The sequence below is a fragment of the Pseudomonas sp. 05N431 genome (assembly GCF_056397005.1).
On sequence record NZ_JBFTMN010000010.1, the window covers coordinates 26989 to 48476 of the forward strand.

Genomic DNA, 21488 nt, shown 5'->3' on the forward strand with positions numbered 1-21488 from the left:
ATCAGTCCCTGATCACGAGGATGTCTGCCCATGTCGCAAGAGACCGCCACGCGTTACCCCTTGGTGCTGGTCCCGGGAATGCTCGGCTTTATTCGCCTGGTGTTCTACCCCTACTGGTACGGGATCATTTCGGCGCTGCGCCGGGGTGGGGCGACAGTGATCGCGGTACAGGTTTCGCCGGTCAACTCCAACGAAGTGCGCGGTGAAGAGTTACTGACGCAAATCGATGAAATCTTGCGCGAAACCGGGGCGAGCAAAGTCAATCTGATCGGCCACAGCCAAGGTTCGCTGACCGCCCGTTACGCCGCCGCCAAGCGCCCGGACCAGGTGGCCTCGGTGACCTCGGTGGCCGGGCCCAATCATGGCTCGGAGCTGGCGGACTATCTGCACAAGCACTGTCCGCCTGACAGTGCAAAAGGCCGTGTGTTGAGCGCTTTGTTGCAGCTAGTCGCGTGGCTGATGGGCCTGCTGGAAACCGGTCATCCCAGGCACAAATGGCCGGTGGATGTGCATGCCTCGCACAACTCGCTGACCAGCGAAGGGGTTGCGTTGTTCAATCAGCGTTATCCACAGGGATTGCCCGAAACCTGGGGCGGGCATGGGCCGGAATTGGTCAACGGCGTGCGCTATTACTCGTGGTCCGGGACCTTGCAACCGGGCAAGACTGAGCGTGGCGGCAACCTGTTCGATGGCACTAACCGCAGCTGTCGGTTGTTCGCCACCACCTTCGTCCGCGAAGCGGGGCATTGCGACGGTATGGTCGGGCGCTACAGCTCGCACTTGGGCACGGTGATTGGCGATGAGTACCCGCTGGATCACTTCGACATCGTCAACCAGTCGCTGGGGCTGGTGGGCAAGGGCGCGGATCCGGTGCGGTTATTCGTCGAGCATGCGCAGCGGTTGAAGGCGGCGGGGGTTTAGACCGCGTTATCGTTCATCGCGAGCAAGCTCGCTCCCACATTGGATCTGCGTCGTTCAAAGATCCCCTGTGTGCGAGCTTGCTCGCGATGGCATCAGATCAGGCAACGCTGACCTTGCGCCCCAACACCAAAGTCCAGCGCTCCGAAAGAATCACCCCGCCCAACGTCAGCACTCCACCCACCAGGTGATACAGCGCCAGTTGCTCATGCAACACTACCGCTGCAATCAATGCGGTAATCAGCGGCAGCAAGTTAAAGAACAGCGTGGTGCGGCTTGGCCCCAGACGCACTACCGCTTGCATCCACGCCAGTGGCGCGAGCATCGAAGCCAGCAGGCAGGCATAAAGCACCAGCGGAATGTTCTGCAAGGTCGGGCCGACTTTGGGCGAGGCCAGGAACAGCGGAAACAGCACCACCACCGCCACCAGCACCTGCAAATACAACAGCACCAGCGGCGGCAAGCGCAGCTGCCATTTTTTCAGCAAGGTGCTGTAGACCGCATAGGCCAGGGTCGCGATCAGCATCATTGCATCGCCCAGGTTGACCCCGTGTTCCAGCAACGCGCCCAGGCTGCCGGACGAAACCACCACCAGCACGCCGGCAAACGACAGCACCGCACCGGCCAGCGCGCCGGCGGTCAGCCGTTGGCCGAGGCTGATAATCGCCATGGCCAGCGACATCAACGGCATCAGTGACAGGATGATGCCCATGTTGGTGGCCGAGGTCAGCGTGGCGGCGAAGTAAGCCAGGCTTTGATAGACCGCCATGCCAAGCACGCCAAGGACGAAGACCTTGCCCAGGTTCGGGCGAATGACCGCCCAATGACGTATCACCGGTCTGAGCATGAACGGCGTGAACAAAATCCCGGCGAGCAGCCAGCGATAGAAACCGATCTCGGCGGGAAAGATCGCACCGACCGCCAGTTTGTTGATCACGGTATTGCCGGCCCAGATGAAAATGGCCAGCAGGGGATAAGCGTATTGCATGGGGGAAAACCAGAGCGTTGATGAGGGGTGATTATCGCCTGTCTGGATGCGAGCCTATACTTCGATCCAGACAACCTGCCCCTGATGACGGACAGCATGAACAGTAAACACATCGATCTGCTGGATTTCAGCGAGCTGCCGGCCCCGGTGTATTTCCGCTATGCCGACTTTGATGCTCACCGCTTCGCCTCGGCTCATCGTCATCCGTGGGGTACGCTCGAATATTCAGCCCATGGCGTATTGCACATGGAAATCGGCGGCAGCCGCTTCATGTCGCCGCCGCAATACGCGGTGTGGGTGCCGCCGCACACCGAGCACAGTTTCTACAGCAACCAGCCGATCAATTACCGCGCTGTCTGCCTCGCGCCACCACTGTGCCGCGATCTGCCGCAACAGGCTTGCACGCTGGCGATCAGTGACATCCTCAAGGCGATCCTCAAGGACTTCGCTGCCCGCGACGTCAAGATCCCCGAGCGCCCGGCCGACAAGCGCCTGGCCGAAGTGCTGGTCGATCAACTTCAACAAGCGCCGGTGCATAACTGTTATTTGCCTTACGCCAGCAGCGCCGGATTGCTCAGTGTGCTCGAAGCCTTGCAGGCATCGCCGGGCGACAATCGGCCGCTGGCGCAGTGGGCGGAGCAGATCCACGTCAGCGAACGAACCCTGGCCCGGCAATGTGTTCGGGAACTGGGCATGAGTTTCGGTGAGTGGCGCCAACGCTTGCGTTTCCTCGCTTCGATCGAAGCACTGGACAGCCCGCGCAGCATTCAGGAGATCGCTTTCGACATGGGATACAGCACGTCGTCGGCGTTTATCGCGATGTTTCAGCGTCAGGCCGGTTGCACGCCGGAGCAGTATCGACGGACCACGCTGGATAGTAGGTGAAGGTGTAACGGGCTTTGTCTACACTCCCCTCGAGGCCGTGCCCATCGGCGCGGTAACAAGGAGAAAACTCCATGAAGATGCTGCGTATCCCTTTGTTGATGATCGGTCTGCTGCTCTGTTCCCAGGGCTTCGCCGCCACGGCTCAACAGAACAAAATGACCACCTGCAATGCCGACGCCACCGCGAAAGCCCTCAAGGGTGATGAGCGCAAAGCCTTTATGAGTACCTGCCTCAAAGCCGCGCCGGCAGCAGAGGCGGCCAAACCGATGACCCCTCAACAACAGAAGATGAAAACCTGCAACGCCACCGCCACCACTCAGGCGCTTAAAGGCGATGCGCGCAAGACCTTCATGAGCGATTGCCTGAAGAAAAAATAATCCGTTTGAGTAAACACGGTCGAGTGTGGGAGCGAGCTTGCTCGCGATTCAGGCAACTCGGTATGACTGCTGAATGCGGTGATGCCATCGCGAGTAAACTCGCTCCCACATTTGATCTCGGGGGTTCACAAACCCGGTGTCACGAACAATCCAGTGTGGGAGCGAGCTTGCTCGCGATGAGGCCGGCAAGGACGCTGAAATAACTGCACTGCGCCCGAATCCCTAGTGCTGGCATCGGAAGGCTGGCAGACTGCCAATCCTTTAACGCCGTTTGTTTTGAGGCTGTATGCCAACGTTTTCTCAGCGTCACGTGTTGCTGTTGGTCAGTTGGGTGATCATTTTTGGTGGGCTGCTGCTGGTGATACCGCTGCGACTGTTGCCCAGTCTGCTGGCCGGGTTGCTGGTGTTCGAACTGGTCAACATGCTCACCCCGCAACTGCAACGACTGATTGAAGGGCGGCGCGCACGCTGGCTGGCCGTGGCCTTGCTCGGCACGCTGGTGGTCAGCGTACTGGCGCTGATTTTTGCCGGTGCTATCAGTTTTCTGCTGCATGAAGCGGAAAACCCCGGGGCTTCCCTGGACAAGTTCATGCTGGTGGTCGACAAGGCACGCGGTCAGTTGCCTCCGTTCATCGATGCTTATCTGCCAGCCAGTGCCGCCGAATTTCGCGTGGCCATCGGCGAATGGCTGAGCAAGCACCTGAGTGATCTGCAACTGGTCGGCAAAGACGCCGCACACATGTTCGTCACGTTGCTGATCGGCATGGTGCTGGGGGCGATCATCGCCTTGCAGCGTGTCCCTGACCTGACCAAACGCAAACCCCTGGCGGCGGCATTGTTCGACCGTTTGCACCTGCTGGTTCAAGCGTTTCGCAATATCGTCTTTGCGCAGATCAAGATTTCCCTGCTCAACACCTTTTTTACCGGGATCTTCCTGGCGGTGATCCTGCCGCTGTTCGGGATCAAGCTGCCGTTGACCAAAACCCTGATCGTGCTGACCTTCCTGCTGGGCTTGCTGCCGGTGATCGGCAACCTGATGTCCAACACGCTGATCACCATCGTCGGTTTGTCGCTGTCGATCTGGGTCGCGGTGGCGGCGTTGGGTTACCTGATCTTTATCCACAAGCTGGAATATTTCCTCAACGCGCGGATCGTCGGCGGACAGATCAGTGCCAAGTCCTGGGAGTTGCTGCTGGCAATGCTGGTGTTCGAGGCCGCGTTCGGCCTGCCGGGGGTGGTGGCGGGGCCGATTTATTACGCGTATCTGAAGAGCGAGTTGAAGCTGATCGAGATGGTGTGATCCGGGAAATGTATTGCCTGATAGGACGCTATCGCGAGCAAGCTCGCTCCCACATTTGATCGGTAGTGTTCACACATAGTGTGTTCGCTGGAGATCCAGTGTGGGAGCGAGCTTGCTCGCGATGGGCGCGCCGCGAAAGTCAGATCAGGCCAAGGTGCCGTAACGCTTCATCGCTTCGATCGCCAGGCCGCTGCCGATGCTGCCGAAGATGTTCCCTTCCACATGCTGCGCATTCGGCAACATTGCCGACACGCTGTTACGCAGCGCCGGAATCCCGCTCGAACCACCGGTGAAGAACACCGTATCGACCTGATCAACGCGCACATTGGCGTCGTTGAGCAGTTGAGTCACGCTGTTGCGCACCCGCTCCAGCAGGTTGTCGATGGCCGACTCGAACAGCGCCCGGCTCAGTTCGACGCTCAAACCCGGCTCGATCCGGTCCAGCAGTACATGGCGATTGTCGGCGTGGGTCAGCTGGATCTTGGTTTCTTCCACTTCCATTGCCAGCCAGTGTCCGGCGCGCTGGTCGATCAGCTTGAACAGGCGATCGATACCGCCGGTGTCTTCGATGTCGTAACGCATGCTGCCCAGTGCCAGGGTCGACTTTTGCGAGTACACCGAGTTGATGGTGTGCCAGGTCGCCAGGTTCATGTGGTGGCTGGTGGGCATGTAGGCACCGCTCTTCATCCGGCTGCCATAGCCGAACAGCGGCATCAGGCCCTGCAAACTCAGTTGCTTGTCGAAATCGGTCCCGCCGATGTGTACGCCGCCGGTGGCGAGGATGTCGTCGTGGCGATTGTCGTGGCCGCGTCGCTCAGGGGACAGCCGCACCAGGGAGAAGTCCGACGTACCCCCGCCGATGTCGACGATCAGCACCAGCTCTTCCTTTTCGATGGTCGACTCATAGTCGAACGCCGCTGCAATCGGTTCGTACTGGAACGAGACGTCCTTGAAACCGATGGCGCGGGCCACGTCCACCAGGGTGTTTTCGGCTTCCTGGTCGGCCATTTCATCGTCATCGACGAAAAACACCGGACGCCCCAGCACCACTTCTTCGAATTCCCGACCGGCGGCGGTCTCGGCGCGCTTCTTCAGCTGGCCGATGAACAGCCCGAGCAGGTCCTTGAACGGCATTGCCGTGCCCAGAACGCTGGTGTCGTGCTTGATCAGCTTGGAGCCCAGCAGGCTTTTGAGCGAGCGCATCAAGCGGCCTTCGTAGCCTTCCAGGTACTCGTGCAGCGCCAGCCGGCCGTACACCGGGCGGCGTTCTTCCATATTGAAGAAGACCACCGATGGCAGGGTGATCTTGTCGTCCTCCAGCGCGATCAGCGTTTCCATGCCAGGGCGCAGCCAGCCGACAGTGGAGTTGGACGTGCCGAAGTCGATACCGCAGGCACGGGCTGGAGATGCGTTTTTCATGTCTTTCGAGTTCCGGTTAAAAAACGGCCGCGCAGTGTATGTCAGAGCGGCGCAGAATCGAAGGCCGACTATCCGCTAAATTCAGCTCTTCGCTCACTTGAAAGACTATCCTTGTTCCCCAAACTTACGGGCATGGTGTGGCAGCCGCTCTGTGATCAAGTGATCCGCCCCGGCTGCCGATAAACTTCAGATGTGCTGCCCGATCCCATTCTTGAGATCGGTCAAGCCTGCGACAGCCAATCAGTGCATGCTGTGTCTGGCTGCGTGATATCGATAACGGATGGTGATTCCCTCGATGGACTTCAAAGACTATTACAAGATTCTCGGTGTGGAGCCGACCGCTGACGATAAGGCGATCAAGGCCGCCTATCGCAAGCTGGCGCGCAAATACCACCCCGATGTCAGCAAGGAAAAGGACGCCGAGGCCAAATTCAAGGACGCCTCGGAAGCCTATGAAGCGCTGAAAAGTGCCGACAAGCGCGCCGAATACGACGACTTGCGCAAATACGGCCAGCACGGCCAACCGTTCCAGGGCCCGCCGGGTTGGCAGCAGCGTGGCGGTGCAGGTGGTTTTGGTGGACAGGATGGCGGCGATTTTTCGGACTTCTTCAGTTCGATCTTCGGTAACCGTGGCCCGGGTTTCGGGGGTGGACAGTCTGGCCGTAGTGCCGGTCGTCGAGGGCAAGACGTGGAAATGGAATTAGCGGTTTTTCTGGAAGAAACCCTGTCGACCGAGTCGAAGAAGGTCACCTTCCAGGTGCCGCAGTACAACGCGGCGGGTCAGCACGTCAGCAACACCAGCAAAAGCCTGAACGTAAAAATCCCGGCCGGTGTGATCGACGGCGAGCGCATTCGGCTCAAGGGCCAGGGCGCACCGGGTGTCGGTGGCGGTGCCAATGGCGACCTGTACCTGACCATTCGTTTTGCGCCGCACCCGAAATTCGACGTTGAAGGTGAAAACCTGATCATCACCTTGCCGCTGGCCCCATGGGAGCTGGCGTTGGGTGCAGAGGTCGCGGTGCCGACCCTGACCGGCAAGATCAACCTCAAGGTTCCAGCCGGCAGCCAGAACGGCCAGCGCATGCGCGCCAAAGGCCACGGCCTGCTGAACAAGGCCGGGCAACGCGGTTATCTGTTCGTGCAGCTCAAGGCGGTGATGCCCAAACATACCGACGATGACGTCAAAGCGTTGTGGCAGGAGCTGGCGAAGAAAGCCGCTTTTAATCCGCGGGAGCATTTTTGAGTCAAGAGAAGGAGTAGCCAATCATGAGCAACCCCCTGATCGTTCAACTGGACATGGCAGAATTCTGTGAGGCGACCGATTTATCGGACGTCTACGTGATCGAAATCGTCGAACACGGCATCCTCGAACCTCAGGGCGCGCAGCCCAAGGATTGGCGTTTCAACGACTACGAACTGGCGGTCGCCAAGCGCGCCGCCAAGTTACGGCGTGACCTGGATCTGGAATGGGAAGGCGTCGCCCTGGCGCTCGACCTGCTTGAAGAAGTGCAGCAACTGCGCGCCGAGAATCGCATGCTCAGGCAACGGTTGGGGCGGTTGGTGATCGAGTAGCGTGAAGATCCAAAGCTGTTTTGATACCCCGGCTGAGGCGCTTGCGCAGACGCTCCTACAACCTGGCTCTGGTCGAAAACTACTGGATGTGAGACGCCTCAGCGCGATTTCAAACGATTGATCGTCGGCCGCTAAGCGTTTCTCTGGGCCTAAACACCGACCTCAAGAATTAGGCGAGATTCGATCCTGTGCGTCCTGGTAAGCGGCTTCACGCTTGCGCTTTCGGATGGCGACCACAAAAACCACCACTTCCTGGTCAAGGACCTGATAGATCAGCCGGTAACCAGCGCTGCGCAGTTTGAGTTTGTAGCAGTCGGGCAGCTGGCGTAGCCGATTGGCTTCAATGCGAGGGTTTTCGAGGACTTCAGAGAGTTTTTTCTTGAACTGCTGACGCACCGTGTCGCCCAGTTTTTGCCACTCTTTCAGTGCGCGTCGGTCGAATTCGAGACTATAGGTCATCCAGACTGACCTTGACTCGCTGAGGTGCGGCAAGGCGTTCTGTGACCACAGCTATCAGCGCTTCATCTTCTTCGCTGAGTAACGCAGGTTTGAATGGCAGTTTGCCGCGTTCAGCGACGTATTGAAGGGTTTGGCGCAATAGCTCGGAAGGGGTTACCCCAAGCTTTTCCAGTTCGGCAAATGAGCGCTGCTTCAAGTCATCGTCAATGCGAATGTTGATGGAGGCCATGGTGAAATACCTGTAATGACGTTTGTCGTTACGGTAGCAATTGCACACTTGCCCGACAACCGCTGATTCCTCAGGTTTTGGTGTTTTCAGACGATGAGCATGTTTTTTGTGGGACCTGAAACCTGATCATCCTCAATCAAAGCAAGCGTCCAGAAGAGCGCGGATTTACCTTCGTATGGCGATCCAGGACAACACCCGCTCTGGCGCTTATATACCAACATTCATAAGGCTTATATGAGGACTCGGTCTAAGCAGATGTGTGGCGGGATCTGGAAGTGTGATCTACACATAAGCGACACATTGTTTATGCGATGTGTTTTCTCAGGTGCTCACGGAGATTGAGTACCTGCGGATCAAGGATGAACGAAGATGTACTTCAAGGAAGATTCCGCTCATGCATGCTTACCCGCAAGAAAGTCACCATTCCCTTTTCGATGGGATGTGCGACTGGCCCCTAAAGACTTTTGCCTTCTGCGCAATCGACTTGGATTATGACGCCTCGCTGCCCCTCGGGTCTGCGGACATCCTCAAACCCCATCTCCGCGGCTTCATGCCTGCTTCTTGCGACAGCCTGCATATTCATCGTGTCGATCCGTTGCAAAAAACACCTTTAGCGATATCAGGCGATCGTCCTGACGCGTTGAGCGGTGGTGATCTTCGCGGCCATAGCGATCCCCCGATTTAGGGCAAGCCTGCCCGGTTTAAAACGAACGCCAGATTAATTCGATTTTTCGAAACAGTCCTCCGGGTCGGAACCCGCGTAGGCGTTCGTCCAACCATTTTACGAAGCAGTTCCCAATTTTCCAGGATGGAGATGGTAATGACTGTACTCAGAGTTGGCATCGTTGGTCTCGGCGCACAGATGCAAGAAAATCTGTTGCCCACACTTCTACAAATGCCGGACATACGTATTGTGGCGGTCTGTGACAGCGACCTCACGCGTGCCGGACAGATTCATCGCTTCATCTCGAATGTGTCGATAACGGACGATTTCGACGAGATGCTGGCGTCCAACTCGATCGATGCCGTGGTCATGGCATGCCCACCTCAGGCACACCGCGATCTTGCGCTCAAGGCCATGGCCAAGGGCGTCCACGTGTTTGTCGAAAAACCGCCTTGTTTCACCCTCGCCGAGCTGGAAACCCTGATCGAGGCCAGTCGCCGTTCGAACGTCGTCACCGGCGTCGGGATGAACTTCAAGTTTGCCAAGCCCATGCGTCAACTACGCGACATGACCCGTACCGAGCAATTCGGAAAGGTTGTGCATATTCAGCTCAATCACTACGCAAGCAAGCCAACAGCGCCGCTCTGGGGCCTGGACTCGACGCTGAGATCCTTCCTGCTGGCGCAGGCAATCCACACGATTGACCTGGGTGTGACCTTCGGCGGCGGCGAGCTGCGCGATATCGAGTCGCGGGTTCAGCGCCACGATGACTCGCTGCTGGTGAGCCTGGAGCTGCAGTTTTCCACCGGAGCCACTGTCAGCCTCTTGAGCGGAACCATGTTCCCGTACTTCGAATTCGACATGAAGATCGTCAGTTCGAATTCGATGATGGTCGAGCTCAACAACCTCTGGAACATCACCATGCATGAGCCGGAGCACGGCACCAGCGCCACCGGCACGGCCAAGCGCTGGCGTGGCGCGTGGCAGCCCGGGCCACTCGATTCCGGGTACGAGCGCAGTGGTTATTTTGGCGAGCTGGAGAAGTTCTTCGACGCCGTGCGCAGTCATTCGTCCTATGAGGCGAGCTTCGAAAGCCTGCGACCTACCTACAAGATCATCGAAAAAATTTGCGCTGCCGACATTGCCCGGTCCGACCTGGCGCCTGTGCTGTCCCTGCGTACTGAGCAATCCGCCAAGTCCAACGCCCACTTCGGAGCCGATTCCAATGTCATCTAATCTTGCCAATGCTGCGACCGCCCGACTGACTGTGTCTGATAAATACCGCCCGGTGTATGCAGACGATCTGCTGACCATGAAAAAAACCCTGGAACGCCCGCTGTCGGGCACCAGTGATGTGGTGGCGGAATACGAAGGCAAGCTCGCCGAATGGTTCGAGGCTCGGCATGCGATCGCCGTATCGTCGGGCGGTGCGGCGCTTAGCGTGGCCATTTATGCGGCAGGCGTCGGCCCTGGCGATGACGTGCTGCTGACGCCGAGCTGCCCGCTGTGCACCATCTACCCGATCATTGCGGCAGGCGCCAATCCGGTCTTCGTCGACACCCGGCCTCATGGCTTCGGCGCAGACCCGGCGTCTATCAAGGCGCGGATGACACCGCGCACCCGCGCAATCATCGATATCCCGATGTGGGGCTACCCGACCGAAGTCGATGAGTTGCGTACGCTCACCCACGAGCTGGGAATCAAGCTGATCCTGGACCTGGCCCATTCCCACGGTACGACTCTGCATGGCCGTCCGCTTTCGCAGTTCGGCGACTTGTCATGCTTCAGCACTCACGAGCGCAAACCGCTGGCAACCGGCGAGGGCGGTTTCATCCTCACCGACGACGATGCACTGGCTCAGCGCAGTCGGGATTACAGCCGTTTCGGGAACCTGAACGGTAAAGACTTCGGCCTTAACTACAAACTCGCCGCGCTGCCGGCAGCCCTGGGCGAAAGCCGTCTGGCGTCACTGGCCGGGCAGATCGATCAGCGCCGTGAAAACGCGGCCTACTTCCTGAGCAAGCTGGATCACAGCAAGGTTCGCGAGAAAAAAATCATCGCCGGGGGGGAGCCGAACTATTACTTCCTCAATCTTGAACTGCACTTCGCCGACAACCGCGCGTTCATTGATTACCTCGATGACGCCGGCATTCCGTCCGACATCAAGCGCTACGGTTGCAAGGCACTCTACGAGTTCCCGGCGCTCACGCAATATCGCAACGAGTGCCCGAACGCCGAAGCACTGCTGGCGAGCATGACAACGATTCCGGTTCATCCGGACATTACCCGCGCCGAGCTGGACTACATGGCCGACCGCATCAACCAGTACGGTGCTGCGTGAATGACTGACACACTCGATCGCTCGCAATTGGATCGGCACTTCACCGCGTCCGGGTTCGTACTGAACCCGGACCGGAAGATGTTGCTGCTGCATCACCGCAAGCTTGGGGTCTGGTTGTACCCGGGCGGCCATATCGAACAGGGCGAAACCCCCGACGTGGCGGTATTAAGGGAGATTTTCGAAGAGACCGGCATTCGTGCCGAACTGCTCGGCGAGCGCGATGAGGCACTCGCCGATGTCGAGACCGATGTCACCGTGCTGCACCAGCCGTACCGGGTGCTGTGCGAATACATCGATGACAAGCGCGGGCCGCATTACCACCTGGACTTGATCTACGTGTGTGCCACTCATCTACGCACTTGCCCGGACGACAGAGAGGTCGAGCACGCTCGCTTCTTCAGTCGTCAGGAGACAGCAGAGCTGAAGATGTTTCCCAACTTCCGGCGCATGGTGGATCGGGTCTTCGCGGACGATGCGCTGTGGGACCTGGTTGGCATGAAGGTGTCGCCATGAACCTGCGAACCATCGTGCAAAAGGCGAATCACGGTACTTGCGACGATCTGCACGAGCTTGAACGGGCCCTGTGCTCGGGCCTGACGGGCACGTCGTCGATAGTCGAGGAGTACGAGGCGGCGCTTGCGGCGTTGTACGGCGTACGGCATGTGATTGCCGTGTCGTCCGGCGCGGCATCGGTGACGGCAGCGCTGGCCGGCGTCGATTTCCGGCCGGGCGATGAAGTCATCGTCGCCCCGACAGGCCCGATCTGTACGGTGCTGCCGATTCTGTCGCTGGGGCTTGTACCGGTCTTTTGCGATGTTGCGCCAGACAGTTTTGGCCTTGACCCTGAGGATCTGCAACGCTGTGTCAGCGAGCGCACCTGCGCGGTCATCGAGGTGCCGATGTGGGGATATCCGATCCGTTCGCACGCAACGTGGGCCTTTCTGCGTGATGCCGGGATCCCGCTGATTCAGGACCTGGCCCATGCCCACATGACCCGGTTGAACGGCACGTGGCTGGCGCAGCATGGCGACATCAGCTGTTTCAGCACCCACGACTGCAAGTTTATCTCGACCGGTGAAGGCGGCTTCGTCATGACCGATGACGATAGCCGGGCCAGGCGCATTCGGGCTTACACGCGCTTTGGCAACCTGACGGGCGAATCCTTGGGCATCAACCTGAAGTTGGGTGGCCTACAGGCGGCGCTTGGCCTGGCGCGCTCACGTCAGCTCGAGGCACACCTTGTACAACGCTTGCATAACCGCGAACGGCTGCTCGGGCTGCTCGACAACCCGGCCTTTCGCGAGTTGCCAGTGGTCGCCGGTGGCGAGGTGAATGGCTATTCATTGTTGCTGCAATCGGTGGGGCATGACGGTCGTCAGTTGGTGCACTACCAGCAACGGCATGGCATCGAGTCGGATATCGGCAAGTACGATAACCAGCCGTTGTACCAGTTGCCATTGCTGGCCCGGTACCACCGCGATTGCCCCAACGCCGCCAGGTTGCTGCGCTCACTGACCACGGTGCCGCTGCATCCTGATCTGGTGGACGACGACCTGCATTACATCGCCAAGGTGCTCAATGACTACTCTCCTGCCTGACTCAGCGCCCCGGGCGCGCCATGCGGTGGTGATTGGCGGCAGTGTGACCGGGTGCCTGACGGCTGCGGTGCTGGCTCGCCGTTTCGAGCGCGTCACGGTGATCGAAAAAAGCGATTTCTACGACGAAACCGGTCCGCGCCAGAGTGTTCCCCAGGAGCATCACGTGCATTTGCTGCTGTTGCGCGGCAAGCAGATCATCGACCGCATTTTCCCCGGCATCCTGAGCGCACTCGAGCAGAGTGGCGCCCAGGTGGCGGACCTGGGGCACGACGTGAAGTGGTACCAGGGCGGGCGCTGGAAGAACCGTTATCGCAGCGGTATTTATGCCCACTATTGCAGCCGGCGACTGATCGATAACCAGCTACGTCGTTGTCTGGTAGCGGTGCCGCGGGTCGACATCCTTTCGGGCACGCGGGTGACCCGAATCGAGTTTTCCGGTGCCGGCGACCAGCGTGCGGTGAGCGGCGTGATCGTCGATGACGGTTCGGGTGAGCGCAGCGTGTCTTGCGATCTGTTGGTGGATGCCAGCGGCAGGGGCACACACATGCCCACTTGGCTGAAAGAGGCGGGTTTCGGGACCGTGGAAAACAGCGTGGTCAAGACCGAACTCGGCTACGCCTCGCGGATCTATCGCCGCCTGCCTGCGTTCGCGGAGCAATGGCAGGTGCTGCTGGTGCTTCCAACCGCGCCGGCACAGCGTTCGATGGGCGTCATCAGCCCCATCGAGGGGAATCGCTGGATGGTGACGACCGGTGGCTGGTTTGGCCACTTTCCCGGCAAGGACCCGGACGATTTTCTGCAAGCGCTGGCCGCACTGCCAGTGCCGGATATCCACGAGGTCATTCGCGATGCCGAACCGTTGTCGGAGGTCTTTACGTTCAAGATGCCCGGCAGCCGCCGCAGCCACTATGACCGCATCGAACACTGGCCCGCCGGTTTGCTGGTGGTGGGCGATGCCTTGAGCAGCATGAACCCGCTGTACAGCCAGGGCATGACGATCGGTGCGCTTGAGGCTGATTGCATTGATACCCGTCTCGACGAAGTACTGGCGGGGTCGCTGAATTGCCGTCAGTTGCAAGGCTTGTTGTGTGGCGTGGTTGATGGCGCCTGGAACATGGCCACGACCGAGGATTTTCGCTTTCCGGAAACCATCGGCAAACGCACCTGGCGCACCCGCTTTCACCATTGGTACGGCGCAGGGCTTGGAAAACTGTCGGCGAGCAATCGTCGTGCGCTCGAAACACAAATCGGTGTGACCAATCTGGTGATGGAGCCCAACCGGCTTTATTCGCCAGCGATTGTCTCTCGCATCGCACTCAATGCCATCCTTCCCGGGAACACTCGACAATGATCGACGATCTCCTGCATTTCTCTGGTATCGAACACGTGGTGTTCGACTGGAACGGTACCCTGATCGACGATATCGAACTCGCCGTCTTTGCGGTCAACCGCTGCGGTGAGCAGTTTGATGTCGCGCCCATTACCGCCAGCCAATACCGGGCCAAGTTCGATTTCCCGATTGCCGATTTTTATGCGGCGCTCGGGTTTGATCTCGAACGTGTGCCGTTCGCGACGATCGTTCAGCGATACCTCGAACATTTCGACGCGAATGTCGCCCAATGCCCGCTGCACCCGGGTGTACTCGAGTTTCTCGACGCGGCCCGGCATGCCGGCATCCGGGTGTCGATCCTGTCGGCGTCGCATTGCGATGTGCTGGTGCAGACCCTTCAGGCCAAGGGCTTGCATGATCGTTTCGAGCACATTGTCGGCCTGAGCCACAACCAGGCCACCAGCAAGGCCGCCGAAGCCGCCATCCTGCAAACAAAACTCGGCTCGCCAGCCGCACGAACGCTACTGATTGGCGACACGCTGCATGACGTTGATGTGGCGCGCTCGGTGGGCTGGCAGCCAGTGCTGGTATCGACCGGTCACCAGGATAGCGACCGCCTGCGGCGCAGCGGGGCACCCCTGTTCAAGGGCCTGGGCGATCTGCTCGAACGCTTCGCTCCCAGTGACGCTCTCTGCGTGGAACATGGGAGTGCCTTATCGTGACCACATCGCAGAGTGTCTTGCTGTGCCTGATTGCAACGACCTTGGCATTGCGCGCGGTTGTCGCCTTTTATTACCGCGACAAGCTGCGCATCTTGCGTTTGCTGAAGCTTGTTCCACGGATTGAAGGGCGCAAGGAGCATTACTACCGGCCACTCGATGAATGGTTCGCACCGCTGCCCTTTGTCTGGACATGGCTGGATATCGTTGCCGGGGTTCTGCTTGCATCGATCTATTCAACGCCGCTGATGTGGCTGGCGGTGGTGCTCTGGAGTGGCGGGCGCCTGCGCGCGCTGCAAGAGTTCGGTCACAACGCCGTGCATTTCGCGTTGTGCCCCAACCATGCCTGGCAATGGTGGTTGAGCAATATTTTCTATCAGTTCCCGGCCTTCAAGCGCGACATGCGCAGTCGTCACCAGACCCACACTCTGGAACATCATCGCAACCCCAATCACCCCAAGCTTGATCCCAACCGTGCACGGGTGCACGCCGGTGGTTATGTGGCCGGTATCTCGTCCGGTGGGTTCTACGCGCTGTTGTTGTACCCGCTGACACCGCGTGGTGCCTGGGTGAACCTGAGCACCATGGCGCGCAGCAGCCTGTTGAACCACTCGCGGCTGACGACGGTTGTACGGTGTTTGTGTGTGATAGCCGTCGCGGCGCTGCTCTATTGGGCGGGTGGCTGGAAGGGGGTGATGTTTGGCTGGCTGGTCCCGTTGCTGACCTCGTATCCGGTGTTCGCCTGGGTCTCGCTGCTCACCGAACACCGCTGGTTCATCGAGGGGGCTTCGAAAGACCGACGCGATCTCGAATACCTCGCCGGCAGGCCGACCGATTACTTCGGCCTGACAGGATGGTTGATCCGCGTGTTCATCGCGCCGACGTCCGATGCCTACCACCTGGCGCACTCGTTGTACCCCGGCGTGCGCTGGAACTATCTGCCGGCGATCGACCGGCACCTGAAAATTCATGAGCCCCGCTACAGCACCAACGCCAGTGAAGGCCTGTTGCTGCGCCGTGGCAGCGCACCGACCGCGCTGTCCGAATTGTATGAGCGTCTGGTGATTGCCGGACAAGAAGAGCCCACCCTGAAGACGAGAGGCAATGCGTGACTAATTCAACAGCATCCCGGCAAATTCAACGTATCGGCATCATTGGTGGCAGTGGTCTTCAGCAATTGCCTGGTTTGGCCGATGTGCAGCAGGTCGAATGCGAGACCGCATTCGGCAAACCGTCATCTCCGGTCACCCTCGGTACACTCAACGGGGTACCGGTGGCGTTCGTGCAACGCCACGGAGTCGGGCACACGATCCCACCGGCGTCCATCAACGTGCGCGCCAATATTGCCGCGTTGCGCAGCGTTGGCTGTACGCAACTGTTGTCGGTCAGTGCCGTGGGCAGCCTGACCCACGATGCACCACCGGGCAGCTTCGTGTTGATCGATCAATTCATCGATCGCACGATCCAGCGCGACAAGACCTTCTTCGGCCCGGGCCTGGTCGGCCACGTGCCGTTCGGCGATCCCGTCTGTGGGCGTATGCGCTCGGTGCTGGCGGCCAGTGCCGAAACAGCCGATGTGCAGGCGCGCAATGGCGGTACCTACGTGGTGATGGAGGGGCCGCAGTTTTCGACTCGCGCCGAATCCAATCTCTATCGTCAATGGGGCGGCACGGTGATTGGCATGACGGCCATGCCCGAAGCCAAGCTGGCGCGCGAGGCGGAGCTTTGCTACGCGATGATCGCCATCCCGACCGACTTCGATTGCTGGCACGAATCCCACGAGGATGTGAACGCGACGCTGGTTGCCCAGCGGATGGCCGATACCGTCTCACTGACCCGTCGCCTGGTCACCGAGGCGGTCTCGCGACTCGGCGAGCATCGCGGTGCCTGCCCGTGCGGGTGCGACCATGCCCTGGACACCGCCGTAATGACGGCCCCCGAGCAGCGTGATCCAGAGATGGTCGCGCGCCTGCTCACCGTCGCCCCTAACGCCACTCATCTGGGAGCAAAATCATGAGCCAGGCTATCGCCACCAAGGACCGGGTACGTATCCAGCAAGTCGAGGTTCTGTCGGACAACTGGTACGTACTGCGCAAGACCACCTACGATTTCCTGGGACGGGACGGTACCTGGCGCAACATGTCCCGGGAAACCTATGACCGGGGTAACGGCGCGACTATTCTGCTCTACAGCAAGCTGAAACAAACCGTGGTCCTGACCCGGCAGTTTCGCTTTCCCGCGTTCGTCAACGAGCACGACGGCATGCTCATTGAAACGTGCGCGGGGCTACTGGATCGCGACGATCCGCACACCTGTATCCGCAAGGAAACCGAAGAGGAAACCGGTTATCGCATTGAAGAAGTGCGCAAGGTCTTCGAGGCGTTCATGAGCCCGGGGTCGGTCACCGAGCGTCTGTATTTCTTCGTGGGGGAATATTTCGACGAAGACAAATTGGGCGAGGGCGGAGGCGTTGAGGCGGAGGGTGAGGAAATCGAAGTGCTCGAATTGCCCCTTGACGAAGCATTGGCAATGATCGAGACGGGGGCTATCACCGACGGCAAGACCATCATGCTCTTGCAGTACGCCAAACTGCACCGGCTGCTGGATTGAGGCCGGGCATGACTGAACTTATCGCCATCAGTTCGATGGAAAACGCCGAACTCGCCGAGTTCGTCGACGGCATCGCCTCCCACATCGGTATGCCCGTACGCCTCACGCGCTGGTCAACCGCAGAGCTGATCGAACGCGTGAAAACCGACACGGCAGGCGCCTGGGATCTGTTGCTGGGAACCGCAGCGACGGCGCTCCTCGATCCGGCGCTCGTCTCGCGGCTGCTGCCACTTGAACAGCTCGATTGTTCGGCGTTGCCGTCAGAGGCCGTTGCTGCGGATCGTCGCTGGTTCAGCCCGTCGGGTTTCGTGCCCGCATTCTGCTACGACCCGCGAGTGCTTGCCGAACACGGTCTGGCGCCACCCCATAACTGGGAAGCGCTCAACGCGTTGGAGTGGTCGCAACGCATCGCGCTGCCGGACCCGGCCCGATCGGGCGCCGGTTATCTGCATCTGAGTGCACTCCTGGAACATTACGGCGATGGGGCGTGGGAGATGCTTGCCGATATTGCCCGGCTGCGACCCTCGATCAGCGGGTCCTCCACGGCGCCGATCGAGGCCGTGCTCGAAGGCCGAGCGTGGGTCGGTGTGACGGTCTCGACCGCCGCAACCCGAGCTGCCCTGGAGCATCCGTCGTTGCGCTGGTGCGTACCCGACGACACGCGTCGCTATGAGTTCGAGGTCTTCGGCTGTCGAGCCGGCACGCGCCAGGCGGCACAGGCCGTACAGGCATTGGCCTGGATGCTCTCACCGGACGCCGCAGCGATCAGCCGGCGTTATGGCAAGGTTGTGGTGGGCGGTGTCTCGAGCGCTGGGCTGGCCGCAGTCGATCTGCGGGCGCTGGATGCGGGCATGGCCAGTCGCGCCAAGGTTGCCCGTTGCGCGCGATGGCATTCGCTTTTCGAGGGGATGGTCGATCTATGACGGACATGGCGCGCAACGAATCGGCAAGGCCGCTCCCGTCATCTCGAGACGCAGGGCTTGAACGGCGCCCGTGGGCGATCTACCTGATGTTCGGGCTGTTCGGCGCCCAGCAAGGCATGCTCGGCCCGCTCATGCCGTTCCTGCGAGCCGAGTTCGAACTGGACCTGCGCTGGACAGGCTTGCACTTCGCGGCGTATGCCTTGGGGCTGGTATTGATCGGTGTTCCGTATCGCTGGCTGGAGCGCCGGGCGTTGCGGGTCGGCATGGGGCGTATCGCAATAGGCTGTATTGTCGTGGCCAGCGGGCTGTTTGCCGTGGCCAACGGTTTGCCGATGACACTGTCTGGCAGTGTGTTGATGGGGCTGTCGGGTGGTCTGGTGATGGCCGTCGGTCAGGCTATGCTCGGCGTGCGCTATCGCCAGCATGCCGCTGCGAAACTGGTGGAGGCTCATGTGGTGGCCGGTCTCTGCGTGTTGGGCGGGGCGTTGCTGGTGGGCGCGGCGACGGCCCTCGGGCTGTCGTGGCGCGCGGCTCCGCTGATCGTCAGCGCGTGTGCCTTGATGCTGTTTGCGGCACCGCTGACGATCCATCGTCCGGAACAATCGCCTGCCCAGGGAGGGAGGGCGACCGTTGCCCCGGACACCTTGCGCCTTGCACGAATGACCCGCGCAAGCCTGTGGGCCCTGGTGCTTTTGGGTATTTCGGCCGAGTGGGGCGTTGGCTTCTGGGGCGCCGAATACATGAAGGCCCATGTGCAGATCACGGCATCCGTCGCCGCGACGTTGATGAGCGTGTATTTCGCCGGCACTGTCTGTGGGCGTCTGGCCAGCAGTCACGCCTTGCGCCGGGTGGCACCGCTGGTGCTGCTGACCGGTGTGATACTGGGGGCGATTGCAACACTGCTGGCGCTGTTTTTCATCCGGGGGATGGCGGCCACTGCAATTTTCACGTTCTTGCTGGGGGCCTGTCTCGGCAATTTTTTCCCGCTGATCCTCGGTTCTGCAATGAAAGTTACCCCTGAGGCGAGTTCAGCACTCAGCACCCAGGCGTCGCAAGCGGTTGGCGTTGCGCTGTTGCTGGCGCCGTTCCTGCTGGGGCTGCTGTCCGAGCGAATCGGGGTCGAGGCGGCCTTCAGCCTGCTGATCGTCTATCCCATTCTTATGTTGCCGTTGGTGCGGGGGCTGCGAGGCACCTCGTCTGCCGGCAACACGGCCGTAAATTTACAGGAGTAAGGGTCAATGGGCCTATCTGCACTGTTGTTCGACCTGGACGGTACACTCATCGACACCGATGAACTGCACTTGAAAGCCTATAACCAATTGTTGGCGCGCTGGTATCGGTCGATGGACATCACCTACTACAAGGCCAACGTCATGGGTTTTCCCGATGACATGATCTTTGGCGGACTGTTTCCCGGTCTGCCGTCTTCAAAATACCCTGAGCTAGCGGCGGAAAAAGAGGCGATGTTCCGCGCCCAACTGGGTAAAACGATCCCCACACCTGGAGTGTCACGGATTCTCGACCATGCCCAGCAGCTCGGCCTGCGCACGGCGGTGGTGACGAACGCGCCGCGAGAAAATGCGATGGCCATGCTGACGGGCCTGAACATCATCGATCGCTTCGATACCATCGTCATCGGCGGTGAGCTCGAACGCGGCAAGCCCCATCCCATGCCTTATCTGACGGCTCTTGAACTGTTAGGTGTGACAGCTGACAACGCCATCGCCTTCGAGGACTCGCTGGCCGGTGTCCAGTCAGCCCATGCGGCCGGTATCCATACCTTTGGTGTGTTATCGGGGTTGCAAGATCAGCAGCTTCGAGAGGCGGGTGCCCAGAGTGTCATTCGTGACTTTAATGACGATGTCCTGTGGCGTTTTTTGCAGTCTGCAGCGTAATACCCTCTTCGTAAGTGCCGGGTTTGGTCAGGTTTTTGACTTGTATTGGATTCGGCTTACCCATTGGATTTCCCCTGTCGTTCTTTTGTCCTATCCACTTCTTCATCGTCGGGTGAGGTCAAATGGCGTTGAACACGATTGGGCAGGGGAATGCCTTAAACAATAGCCAGGCTATCAATTGGATTCCCGGATGGGACAGGATTATTTCGGGCATTAAAAAGCCGGCTTGTGGTTAGCTTTTGATCGATCTGTGTTTTTGAAAAACAATGATTTAGATGTATCTGATTGTTAAAAACCGTCCATCTCGCTAACCTTCGCGCTTTCTATGACCTAATAACCACGGGTCTTTCTGACGAAACGCAGTTTTTTGATCTGTAATGCGCCGAGGATCGGGCGCAAGGTTTCGTTATGCATGGCAGGAGGCGTCACATGCGTTGTTTTCTTTCACTGTTGATCGCACTGGTCTGCGTATCGGCTGCCTGGGCGGGGCCCACGGCCGAAGTGTCGGAGCCGGTGGGTGGCTGGCGCTATAACGGCCTGCTGGACCGCAGTGAAAACCCTCAAGTCGCCTATCCCACACCGCCCATCGATCGGGGCGTGCAGCGCAATCGCACGATGATCGAGGGCCAGCTCAAGGCCATTGGCACTCTGCGTGGGCCTCACACTCTCGCGGTCAACGGCAATCCCCTGAATCTGTACACCGATGACAACGGGCGTTTCACCCGGCCGTATGCGTTCGGCGCCGGTTCCAACAGCGTCGAAGTCCGCAGTTCCGAAGGCAAGTCGCTCAAACGCGTGCAGTTCTATGAGGCGAATAACCTGCGCACTCCGGCGCGGATTCGCGTGGTGCTGGGTTGGGACGATCCGAAGGCCGAACTCGATCTGCACATCATTACCCCCGACGGCCAGCATGCGTTTTTCGCCCACACGACACTGACTAACGGCGGCGGCCTTGACCCGGATGGTGTCGATGGCCCTGGCCCGGAAATGTTCACCATGACCGCACCGATGCATGGCACCTATCTGGTTTACGTGAACTATTGGGGCAATTTCGGCAGCGGCGGCTATAACTTCGATGAGTCCAGCAACCAGAACGAGGTGATCACCTCGCAGATCAACCTGGTGCTCAACGAAAACACCGTCGACGAAAAACGCGAGACGTTCATCGTGCCCTTGCGGGCCATCGGTGATCTGTTGCTGGTCAAGACTTTCAACTATTGAACATCCCGCACCACGGATGAATTGCCGAGCTTTGGGAACA

Annotated in this window: 24 protein-coding genes; 20 read left to right on the forward strand and 4 right to left on the reverse strand. The window is 59.6% G+C overall.

What is annotated here, in order from left to right:
• The first annotated feature begins 30 nt into the window (after positions 1-30).
• Complete coding sequence (locus tag AC1DIG_RS18620) at positions 31-921, forward strand: esterase/lipase family protein (protein WP_477768474.1); 891 nt, start codon at positions 31-33, stop codon at positions 919-921.
• 97 nt (positions 922-1018) lie between these two features.
• Here the strand turns inward: AC1DIG_RS18620 and AC1DIG_RS18625 are convergent, their stop codons facing one another.
• The gene (locus AC1DIG_RS18625) at positions 1019-1906 is read right to left on the reverse strand and encodes a DMT family transporter (protein WP_477768475.1); all 888 of its coding nucleotides are present in this window, start codon (positions 1904-1906) and stop codon (positions 1019-1021) included.
• Between the two features lie 96 nt (positions 1907-2002).
• Here AC1DIG_RS18625 and AC1DIG_RS18630 point away from each other — a divergent pair, with 96 nt between their 5' ends.
• The 3 genes from AC1DIG_RS18630 (at position 2003) to AC1DIG_RS18640 (ending at position 4468) form a co-directional block, all read left to right on the forward strand.
• Positions 2003-2791, forward strand: coding sequence for an AraC family transcriptional regulator (locus AC1DIG_RS18630; RefSeq protein ID WP_477768476.1), 789 nt, complete (start codon positions 2003-2005; stop codon positions 2789-2791).
• A 71-nt stretch (positions 2792-2862) separates the two neighbouring features.
• Complete coding sequence (locus tag AC1DIG_RS18635) at positions 2863-3168, forward strand: PsiF family protein (protein WP_477768477.1); 306 nt, start codon at positions 2863-2865, stop codon at positions 3166-3168.
• A 286-nt stretch (positions 3169-3454) separates the two neighbouring features.
• Positions 3455-4468 carry an AI-2E family transporter gene (locus tag AC1DIG_RS18640; RefSeq protein WP_477768478.1) on the forward strand — a complete coding sequence of 338 codons (1014 nt, stop codon included), beginning with the start codon at positions 3455-3457 and terminating at the stop codon, positions 4466-4468.
• 144 nt (positions 4469-4612) lie between these two features.
• On the opposite strand, the gene AC1DIG_RS18645 is transcribed toward AC1DIG_RS18640, so the two are convergent.
• Positions 4613-5887 (reverse strand): Hsp70 family protein, encoded by a 1275-nt coding sequence (locus AC1DIG_RS18645; protein WP_477768479.1) that lies wholly within the window; start codon positions 5885-5887, stop codon positions 4613-4615.
• A gap of 295 nt (positions 5888-6182) precedes the next feature.
• On the opposite strand from AC1DIG_RS18645, the gene AC1DIG_RS18650 reads away from it, so the two are divergent.
• Positions 6183-7130, forward strand: coding sequence for a DnaJ C-terminal domain-containing protein (locus AC1DIG_RS18650; protein WP_477768480.1), 948 nt, complete (start codon positions 6183-6185; stop codon positions 7128-7130).
• A gap of 23 nt (positions 7131-7153) precedes the next feature.
• Positions 7154-7459 carry a chaperone modulator CbpM gene (locus AC1DIG_RS18655; RefSeq protein WP_477768481.1) on the forward strand — a complete coding sequence of 102 codons (306 nt, stop codon included), beginning with the start codon at positions 7154-7156 and terminating at the stop codon, positions 7457-7459.
• Positions 7460-7621: 162 nt separating this feature from the next.
• Here AC1DIG_RS18655 and AC1DIG_RS18660 read toward each other — a convergent pair whose 3' ends face one another.
• The gene (locus AC1DIG_RS18660) at positions 7622-7918 is read right to left on the reverse strand and encodes a type II toxin-antitoxin system RelE family toxin (RefSeq protein WP_477768482.1); all 297 of its coding nucleotides are present in this window, start codon (positions 7916-7918) and stop codon (positions 7622-7624) included.
• Complete coding sequence (locus tag AC1DIG_RS18665) at positions 7908-8147, reverse strand: type II toxin-antitoxin system RelB/DinJ family antitoxin (protein ID WP_477768483.1); 240 nt, start codon at positions 8145-8147, stop codon at positions 7908-7910. The genes AC1DIG_RS18660 and AC1DIG_RS18665 overlap by 11 nt, the downstream gene beginning before the upstream one ends.
• Positions 8148-8541: 394 nt before the next feature.
• Here AC1DIG_RS18665 and AC1DIG_RS18670 point away from each other — a divergent pair, with 394 nt between their 5' ends.
• The 14 genes from AC1DIG_RS18670 to AC1DIG_RS18735 all read left to right on the forward strand — a co-directional run bounded on the left by AC1DIG_RS18670 (position 8542) and on the right by AC1DIG_RS18735 (position 21448).
• Positions 8542-8832, forward strand: a complete 291-nt coding sequence (locus AC1DIG_RS18670) for a hypothetical protein (RefSeq protein WP_477768484.1) — start codon at positions 8542-8544, stop codon at positions 8830-8832.
• 135 nt (positions 8833-8967) lie between these two features.
• The gene (locus AC1DIG_RS18675) at positions 8968-10047 is read left to right on the forward strand and encodes a Gfo/Idh/MocA family protein (protein WP_477768485.1); all 1080 of its coding nucleotides are present in this window, start codon (positions 8968-8970) and stop codon (positions 10045-10047) included.
• Positions 10037-11152 carry a DegT/DnrJ/EryC1/StrS family aminotransferase gene (locus AC1DIG_RS18680; protein ID WP_477768486.1) on the forward strand — a complete coding sequence of 372 codons (1116 nt, stop codon included), beginning with the start codon at positions 10037-10039 and terminating at the stop codon, positions 11150-11152. The genes AC1DIG_RS18675 and AC1DIG_RS18680 overlap by 11 nt, the downstream gene beginning before the upstream one ends.
• Positions 11153-11665, forward strand: coding sequence for an NUDIX hydrolase (locus AC1DIG_RS18685; protein ID WP_427528567.1), 513 nt, complete (start codon positions 11153-11155; stop codon positions 11663-11665). It begins immediately after the preceding gene.
• Positions 11662-12750: a DegT/DnrJ/EryC1/StrS family aminotransferase gene (locus AC1DIG_RS18690; protein ID WP_477768487.1), complete on the forward strand. Its 1089-nt coding sequence runs from the start codon at positions 11662-11664 to the stop codon at positions 12748-12750. Before AC1DIG_RS18685 ends, AC1DIG_RS18690 begins: the two co-directional genes overlap by 4 nt.
• Positions 12731-14101, forward strand: a complete 1371-nt coding sequence (locus tag AC1DIG_RS18695; protein WP_477768488.1) for an FAD-dependent oxidoreductase — start codon at positions 12731-12733, stop codon at positions 14099-14101. Before AC1DIG_RS18690 ends, AC1DIG_RS18695 begins: the two co-directional genes overlap by 20 nt.
• A complete protein-coding gene (locus tag AC1DIG_RS18700; protein ID WP_477768489.1) occupies positions 14098-14802 on the forward strand; it encodes an HAD family hydrolase in 705 nt (234 codons plus the stop codon). The genes AC1DIG_RS18695 and AC1DIG_RS18700 overlap by 4 nt, the downstream gene beginning before the upstream one ends.
• Positions 14799-15911: a fatty acid desaturase family protein gene (locus AC1DIG_RS18705; RefSeq protein ID WP_477768490.1), complete on the forward strand. Its 1113-nt coding sequence runs from the start codon at positions 14799-14801 to the stop codon at positions 15909-15911. The genes AC1DIG_RS18700 and AC1DIG_RS18705 overlap by 4 nt, the downstream gene beginning before the upstream one ends.
• Positions 15908-16816 carry an S-methyl-5'-thioadenosine phosphorylase gene (gene mtnP, locus AC1DIG_RS18710; protein ID WP_477768491.1) on the forward strand — a complete coding sequence of 303 codons (909 nt, stop codon included), beginning with the start codon at positions 15908-15910 and terminating at the stop codon, positions 16814-16816. The genes AC1DIG_RS18705 and mtnP overlap by 4 nt, the downstream gene beginning before the upstream one ends.
• Positions 16813-17409: a GDP-mannose pyrophosphatase NudK gene (nudK, locus tag AC1DIG_RS18715; protein ID WP_477768492.1), complete on the forward strand. Its 597-nt coding sequence runs from the start codon at positions 16813-16815 to the stop codon at positions 17407-17409. Before mtnP ends, nudK begins: the two co-directional genes overlap by 4 nt.
• 8 nt (positions 17410-17417) lie before the next feature.
• Positions 17418-18332: an ABC transporter substrate-binding protein gene (locus tag AC1DIG_RS18720; protein ID WP_477768493.1), complete on the forward strand. Its 915-nt coding sequence runs from the start codon at positions 17418-17420 to the stop codon at positions 18330-18332.
• An 86-nt stretch (positions 18333-18418) separates the two neighbouring features.
• A complete protein-coding gene (locus tag AC1DIG_RS18725) occupies positions 18419-19564 on the forward strand; it encodes an MFS transporter (RefSeq protein ID WP_477768494.1) in 1146 nt (381 codons plus the stop codon).
• 6 nt (positions 19565-19570) lie between these two features.
• On the forward strand, positions 19571-20227 hold the full coding sequence (locus AC1DIG_RS18730; protein WP_477768495.1) for an HAD family hydrolase: 657 nt from the start codon (positions 19571-19573) through the stop codon (positions 20225-20227).
• 429 nt (positions 20228-20656) lie between these two features.
• On the forward strand, positions 20657-21448 hold the full coding sequence (locus tag AC1DIG_RS18735) for a YfaP family protein (protein WP_427528553.1): 792 nt from the start codon (positions 20657-20659) through the stop codon (positions 21446-21448).
• The last annotated feature ends 40 nt before the right edge of the window (positions 21449-21488 follow it).